Origin of the sequence: Arthrobacter sp. ISL-28 (genome assembly GCF_018613875.1) — a bacterium.
Classification (GTDB): domain Bacteria; phylum Actinomycetota; class Actinomycetes; order Actinomycetales; family Micrococcaceae; genus Arthrobacter.
Genome location: NZ_JAGGPJ010000059.1, coordinates 1 through 7,049, shown reverse-complemented (window position 1 = coordinate 7,049; position 7,049 = coordinate 1). Strand labels below are relative to the sequence as shown.

6 protein-coding genes are annotated in these 7,049 nt (G+C 63.7%); 4 read left to right on the top strand and 2 right to left on the bottom strand.

Annotation, left to right across the window (positions count from 1 at the left end; genetic code table 11):
- Positions 1-241 precede the first annotated feature (241 nt).
- Positions 242-913, top strand: a complete 672-nt coding sequence (locus J7E80_RS23465) for a GntR family transcriptional regulator (protein WP_215054598.1) — start codon at positions 242-244, stop codon at positions 911-913.
- A 348-nt stretch (positions 914-1,261) separates the two neighbouring features.
- Here J7E80_RS23465 and J7E80_RS23460 read toward each other — a convergent pair whose 3' ends face one another.
- Complete coding sequence (locus J7E80_RS23460; RefSeq protein ID WP_215054597.1) at positions 1,262-1,810, bottom strand: hypothetical protein; 549 nt, start codon at positions 1,808-1,810, stop codon at positions 1,262-1,264.
- A 477-nt stretch (positions 1,811-2,287) separates the two neighbouring features.
- Here J7E80_RS23460 and J7E80_RS23455 point away from each other — a divergent pair, with 477 nt between their 5' ends.
- From J7E80_RS23455 to J7E80_RS23445, 3 genes are all read left to right on the top strand, one after another.
- Positions 2,288-2,878, top strand: a complete 591-nt coding sequence (locus tag J7E80_RS23455; RefSeq protein WP_215054596.1) for a GNAT family N-acetyltransferase — start codon at positions 2,288-2,290, stop codon at positions 2,876-2,878.
- Between the two features lie 132 nt (positions 2,879-3,010).
- Positions 3,011-3,820, top strand: coding sequence for an IclR family transcriptional regulator (locus J7E80_RS23450; protein WP_215054600.1), 810 nt, complete (start codon positions 3,011-3,013; stop codon positions 3,818-3,820).
- 87 nt (positions 3,821-3,907) lie between these two features.
- On the top strand, positions 3,908-6,778 hold the full coding sequence (locus tag J7E80_RS23445) for an FAD-binding and (Fe-S)-binding domain-containing protein (RefSeq protein WP_215054599.1): 2,871 nt from the start codon (positions 3,908-3,910) through the stop codon (positions 6,776-6,778).
- An 80-nt stretch (positions 6,779-6,858) separates the two neighbouring features.
- On the opposite strand, the gene J7E80_RS23440 is transcribed toward J7E80_RS23445, so the two are convergent.
- Positions 6,859-7,049 (bottom strand): SRPBCC family protein (locus J7E80_RS23440; protein WP_285291911.1); only part of this gene is annotated, 191 nt, incomplete at its 5' end.

Here is a 7,049-nt window from a genome sequence, read left to right as displayed (position 1 = left end):
TTTCGAGGGTGGACTGCTGGCGGCCCAGTTCGCGGGCAACGGCCTGCTCGACCTCGGGATCGACTGCGGAAAGTCGGTCGTTCAAGTGATCAACCACGGAATGCTCCTTTGAAATACTATTGCTCAGGTAACTAATATATCAGCGTGAGATCAATGGTATGATTGCTGTCACAGCAGAGTCAATAGCTGGAGCGAAAGTTGGATGTCCGCTCCCGCCGGACCGAGGAACGGAGCAGCTCCCATGAACGCACTTCCCGCCCTGCCCCTAACAGAGGACGCTGTCCTGTCCCAGGCCGAGGCGGCATACCGGCAGCTGCGCGACAAGCTGATCATGCTCGAAATCCGGCCCGGCGAGCCGATCAATGATGGCCAGCTGGCCGCCGAGCTCGGCTTCGGCCGGACCCCGGTGCGGGAGGCGATCAAGCGCCTGGAGACGGATCATCTCGTGATTTCCTATCCGCGCCGCGGAACCTTCGCCACAACCGTCGACTTCACGGAACTCGCAGATGTCTCGGAAATCCGCGAGCTCCTGGAGCCGCTTGCGGCCCGCCGCGCGGCCAAGAGGGCCAACACCGCTATGCGGCAGGAGCTGCTCGACGTCGCCCAGAAGATCTCGCAGATGGACCCCGGCCCAGGGGAATCCCGGGATCTCATGCGCTATGACCTGACCGTGCACCGGCTGATCTACCGCGCGGCCGCCAACGCGCACCTGGAAGACACCCTGATCCGCTACGACAACCTCGCGACGCGCATCTGGTGCTTGGTCCTGGACAAGGTCCCGTCGATCAGTGGCCACATCTCGGAGCATGTGGAGCTGCTCCAAGCGGTCGCCGAAGGAGATGCCGACAAGGCCGGCGAGCTCGCCCTGCACCACGTCACGAGTTTCGAAGAGAGCATACGCAAGGTTCTGTAGCGGCTCCCCCTCCTGACGCTCCCTCACCTTTCGCACCCAAAACCGGGACGCTCCCTCACCTCTCGCTCCCAAAACCGGGACGCTCCCTCACCTTTCGCCCCCAAAACCGGGACGCTCCCTCACCTCTCGCTCCCCAAACCCAAACCCTCCCTCACGTATGGGGGAGCGTCCGGCATCCACAGCAAAACGTGAGGGAGCGTTCGGCATCCCCTTCCACGGCAGAAGGTGAGGGAGCGTCCGGCATCCAACAGCAAAACGCGAGGGAGCGTCCGGCAAGCAAAGAAATCCCCCGGGTGTGTGCCCCGGGGGATTCTTCGTTCAGCCGGCGGGGCCGCCGGCATGCTGCAGCTAGTGGCCGCCTCCGCCGATCACGCCTTTCTCGACTGCCTTCGCCACGGCGTCGGCCTCGGACTGGGTCAGCGTGCCGTCGCTGACAGCCTTGTCCAGCTTAGTCTTGAGGGCAGCCGCGCGTTCAGACTGGGCAGCGGCGCGGATCTCTTCCAGCGCTACGTTGACCTTGGATTCCTCGACGCCGAGCGACGCCGCCACGGACTTCGCCAGCGCAGCTTCCATCGCTGAACGGTCGGGCCTGCTGCCCTCGGCCGGCGGCGTCATAGGCTTGTTCGCTTCCCGGAACGCCTGGAGCGCCTCGGTCACCTTGGCCTCCTCGACGCCCAGCTTGGAGGCGAGATCCGCAGCAAGCTGGCCGACGTCCCCCCTGTGGCCGCCGTGCCTGCCCGGGCCCTCGGCGGGTAACGTGCTGTCTGCGGATGCGCTGGAGCTCGGTGTGGGCGATGGCGTCGTGGCCGCGGAAGCCATACCGGTGACTCCCATTCCGGCCCCCAGTGCCAAGGCCCCGGCCGCGATGCCGAGCGTGATTCTCTTCGTGCGTGACATGTTGTGTCTCCTCGATCCGCCGTATGAAACGGCTCTTTGCGGAAGAACGGCTGGTTTGCACCGCCCTTCACACAAAGATGCAGCCCCAAGGTAAGGCTCTGCTGTTCGGAAACTGTCAGCCTGCTGTGAATACAGGCCGGGAGATCATGTCACCCGTCGAGGCGCCCCGGCTTCAGCGGTGTTTCTTCCAGCGCTCCGGCCACTTCAGGTTCATCAACAACAACCCGAGCATGAGCGAGTCAACAGTCATGATTGCCGCCATGAGGTAGGCCCATCCGATCATCATGAATTGTTCACCGCCAATCGAGGGACGAAGTGGAGGTGTGCGGAACGCCCATGACAATCTCCTGACGTGGATCCCCCAGCCACTCGATAGATCACCCAAGTGTGGCATGGCGTCGTCGGGAAGGGAATGGAAGAGGGCAAAACGACAGATAACTGCTTGCCGGTGCGGGAGAGCGGTGAAAGGGTGGCGACATGGTGATCGAAATTCGTCCCGCCGTCGTGTTCGAGGACGTGAAAACGCTGGTCGGACCCAAGCACCCCGATGCGAGCGTGTGCTGGTGCCTGAGCTACCGAATTCCCTCCAAGCAGAACCTGGAGCTGCGTGGACCTGAACGCGGGGAGCTCGTACGACAACTGGTCGGGCAAGATCCGCCGCCTGGGGTGCTGGCATACGACGGCGATGAGGTGGTGGGCTGGGCGGGTGTTCATCCACGCTCGGACACCAGCTTCGCCCGCAACCGCAAGATTCCCCACGTGGACGACCTCGATGTGTGGTCGGTGTGGTGCATTCGAGTGCGCCCAGGGCACCGCGGAAAGGGAATCTCCCATCACCTGCTTCAGGGAGCCGTGGACTTCGCGCGCTCGTATGAGGCACCTGCCGTCGAGGGATATCCGGTCGATAATCAAGGCAAAAAGGTCGACCTTACGATGGCCTATGTCGGGACCCGCAAGCTCTTCGAAGAAGCCGGGTTCGTCAAGGCTGCCGAGACCGACTCCGTGATCAATGGCTTCCCTCGGGTGATCATGCGCCGTGACTGCGTTGATTTCACGGACTTGCGTTAAGCCACTTAACGCAATGTCAGCTGCGTCACATTTCCCAGCATAGGATCGAAGCAGTGGAACTAACCGAGAGGACGCTACGCCCCGGCCTTGTGGGCGTTAGCGAGCCGCAGAAACTACTCGAGAGCATGGATGATGGCTTCGAAAGCTGACCCCGAATCTGATATCGACGTCGAGGGAGCGCAGCCCGGCGGCGTCCAGTCCGTGGACCGCGCCCTCGCAGTGCTGGAAATCCTGGCCAGGGACGGTCATGCGGGCGTGAGCGAAATCGCCGAGGAGATGGGCATCCACAAGTCCACGGTCTCGCGGCTGATGGGATCCCTGGTGGGCCGGGACATCGTCCACCAGAACAGCGAACGGGGAAAGTACCAGCTGGGTTTCGGGATTCTGCGGCTTGCCAGCTCCATACCAGGGCGGCTGAGCCTGGTCCGCGAGGCCAGGCCCGTGCTGGAAAGCCTGGCGGACGAATACAAGGAAACGGTGAACCTTGCCGTGCTGCGCTCCAACTACGCCGTCAACGTGGACCAGGCCATGGGGCCTTCCACACTGGCTATGTACGACTGGGTGGGCAGCCTGACCCCGCTGCACGCCACGTCCAGCGGAAAGGTCCTACTGGCTGCGCTGTCCGCCGATGAACGGAACCGGATCCTGAAGGAGACGGGACTCCCAGCCCGGACGCCGCGGACCATTACCAGTCGGGAAAAGCTGGAAAACCAACTCCTGGACATCTCCCGCAACGGCTACTGCGTGATCCGGGAAGAGTTCGAAATCGGGCTCAATTCGATGGCCGTCCCGGTGTTCAACCACGTCGGGTCGGTGATCGGCGCCATCAGCATCTCTGGACCGGCTTTCCGTTTTGATCCTGAGAACACGCCGGGGCTCCTCGAGACACTGAAACAGGCGGGGCTGCAGATCAGCGCCAACATGGGGTACACGCGGCGCTGAGTCTCTTTGTTGAGGGCGGGGAATCCAAGGGCTGTATAATAACGAATTGTGAACAATCAACAATTGTCCGTGGAGTTTGACCTGCTCATGGCGAAGCTTGAGGCTGCGGGAGTGGCGGTCGACTCTTCGGGTCATCGGCGGGCAGCCTACTCCTATGACGCTTCGAACTACCGGGTACCGCCGCTGGCCGTCGTGTTTCCCCGCAGCGTCGACGACGTCGTCGCTGTGATGGCCGCTTGCAGGGAAACCGGAACGCCCTTGACCAGCCGGGGCGGCGGGACATCGATGGCAGGAAATGCCGTGGGCCCCGGCATTGTGCTGGACTTCTCCCGACACATGAACAAAATTCTTGGCATTGATGAGGCTGCCGGGATGGCCGACGTCGAGGCTGGCGTCGTGCTCTCCACGCTCACCCGCGAAGCCGAACGCTCCACCGACGGCAACCTCACCTTCGCCCCCGACCCGTCCTCGAAGACCCGCGCCACCATCGGCGGTGCCATCGGCAACGATGCCTGCGGCAACCACTCGGTGCGTTACGGACGAACATCAGATCACGTCCTGGAGATTGATGTAGTCACCTCCGATGGGGCAAAGCTCACGGCGTCACACCACGGCGTTCGCGCAACTGAGCCGACCGATGCATACTCCGTCTCACGGGCATTCGAGCTGGGCGAAGGCCTGAAGGAACTCGCCACGAACAACCTGGCCGCGTTTCGCACCGAACTTGGCCGCATACAGCGGCAAGTCTCCGGATACCACCTGTCCCACCTGCTTCCGGAGAACGGCCTGAACGTTGCTCGGGCACTTGTGGGCTCCGAGGGAACCTGTGCCGTTGTTGTCCGCGCCCGCATGAAGCTCGTCCGCAAAGCGCCGAGCGCGCTGCTCGTCTGCCTGGGCTATGCTGACGTCGTCGACGCAGCCCGCGACATCGAGACGATCCTCCAGTTCTCGCCCGCGGCAGTCGAAGGAATCGACGAGGCCATTGTCGACACCATGCGGCTGCGCCGCGGAGACGATTCAGTTCTAGGGCTTCCGAAGGGCAAGGCCTTTCTGTACGTGGACCTGGACGGGGACGATCCCGACGAGGTAGCCAGGAATGCCGCGAGTCTCCTGAAGCGGCTGACGGCAAATGGCAGGCTGGTCGACGGCAGGGCCGTCCCTGACATCGTTGAGCGGGGAACGCTGTGGCGGGTCCGGGAGGATGGGGCCGGCCTGTCGTCCCGGCCAGCAAGCGGCGGGGAATCTTCGGCAGGCTGGGAGGATTCAGCGGTTGCTCCCCAGAATCTGGCCGCCTACCTCTCCGACTTCCGGCGGCTCCTGGACGAGTACGGTTTGACCGGAATCATGTATGGGCACTTCGGCGCCGGCTGCATGCACATCCGCATCACCTACGATCTGCGCAGTGAGAGCGGCCGGAGCGTCTACCGCAAATTCACGCAGGCCGCGGCTGAGCTCGTCGTGCAGCACGGCGGTTCCCTATCGGGTGAACATGGTGACGGGCGCGCCCGGTCGGCGCTCCTGCCCGTGATGTACTCCCCGGAGATGCTCGACGCATTCGCTGCCTACCGCCGTTTGTGGGACCAGGCCGGAATCCTTAACCCGGGCTCCATCACGGACCCGGACCCGATTGATGCGAACCTTGCGCTCGAGGGCGTGCCGGAGCGTGAGTGGAGGACCCACTTCGAGCTCCGTCCCGTCCAAGCCGCCGAAGCCGGAACCGACCCCTGGGTGCACGCGGTACAGGCGTGCATTGGGGTGGGGCGCTGCCGTTCCGATGCCGGCGGAGTGATGTGCCCCAGCTTCAGGGCCACCGGAGATGAGAAGGATTCCACTCGGGGCCGCTCCCGGGTGCTTCAGGACATGGTGCGGGGCGCCCGGACCGTCGATGAAGGGTGGGAGTCAGAGGACGTCCGCGAAGCACTGGACCTGTGCCTGGCGTGCAAGGCATGCTCCAACGACTGCCCTGCCGGCGTGGACATGGCAACCTACAAGTCGGAGTTCTTCTCTCACTACTACGAGGGCAAGCTCCGGCCCGTGTCTCATTTTTCGCTCGGCTGGCTGCCGCGTTGGCTCAAGCTGACTAGCCGCATCAGCCCGTTGGTCAACCTCGTGCTGGCAAGCCCGCTGGGCAAGGTTGTTGCCGCGGCAGGCGGCCTCACCACAAAGCGGACCATGCCCAAGTTCGCTTCCGGGAAGATGCTTCGTGACGCCGTCGCTCCCTTTGACGGGAAGCGGGCCAACGCCGGCGCGGTACTTTTCGTTGACTCGTTTACCAAGGGCTTCCGGCCCGAGGTAGCCGGATCAGCCGCCCGTGTCATCGCGAGCACGGGCAGGGAAGTCTCGTGCGAAACGGACGCCTGCTGCGGATTGACCTGGATCTCTACAGGCCAGCTCGATGCTGCGAAGAAGATCATGGGCAAGGCCGTCGCAAAGCTGGATGACGGGAGCGATGCACCCATCGTTGTCATCGAACCCAGCTGCGCGGCCGCGCTGAAGAAGGACGCCCCGGAACTCCTCGGCACCGAGGCAGCCGAAAGGGTCTCGGGCCGGATCCAGAGCTTTGCCGAAGCCGTCAAGGGATGGGTCGACGGCGGCTGGAAGCCCCCTGCCATGCCGTCAGCCGTAACGGTGCAGACCCATTGCCACGAATACTCTACTTTCGGGGCCGCGGTTCAGCGCAAGGCGCTGGCAGCCCTTGGAGTAGCGGATGTCTCGGAAGCAACAGGGTGCTGCGGTGTCGCGGGCAACTTCGGCTTTGAAGCCAACCACTACGACATCTCCGTCAAGGTGGCGCAGCAGGCCCTGGCCCCCGCGCTCGAAAACACTCCCTCAGCCGTTCCGGTGCTGGCCGATGGATTCAGCTGTGCGATGCAGGTCAAACACCTCGAACCGGAGCGCAAGAGCCTGCACCTGGCCGAACTCCTCGACCCCCTGAACCACCCCGGCAGCGGCGGATAGCGTTAGTCGCCTCCACCACGGCAAGAAAGTGGCCGGGCCTGCCTTCCGCCAGACCCGGCCACTTTCAGATTTCGCCAGGCTTAGGTGGCCGGCACGACGTCGCCTACCTTTTCCTGGATCCAGTCGTGGAAGGCGCCGATGTGGTGCTCGCTGGGGACCAGCACGCCGCCCTTGGCGTAGACCTTCGAGCCCATGGCCGGCTGGCAGCGTTCGCAGGCGTCGAAGTCCTGCTGGTTCACGCGGTGGAACAGCTCCACGGACGCCGAAACGT

Excerpts from the sequence above, each read along its gene's own strand:
- J7E80_RS23460 (WP_215054597.1), bottom strand. The coding sequence starts at position 1,810 with ATGTCACGCACGAAGAGAATCACGCTCGGCATCGCGGCCGGGGCCTTG.
- J7E80_RS23450 (WP_215054600.1), top strand. The coding sequence starts at position 3,011 with ATGGCTTCGAAAGCTGACCCCGAATCTGATATCGACGTCGAGGGAGCG.
- J7E80_RS23445 (WP_215054599.1), top strand. The coding sequence starts at position 3,908 with ATGGCGAAGCTTGAGGCTGCGGGAGTGGCGGTCGACTCTTCGGGTCAT.
- J7E80_RS23465 (WP_215054598.1), top strand. The coding sequence starts at position 242 with ATGAACGCACTTCCCGCCCTGCCCCTAACAGAGGACGCTGTCCTGTCC.
- J7E80_RS23455 (WP_215054596.1), top strand. The coding sequence starts at position 2,288 with ATGGTGATCGAAATTCGTCCCGCCGTCGTGTTCGAGGACGTGAAAACG.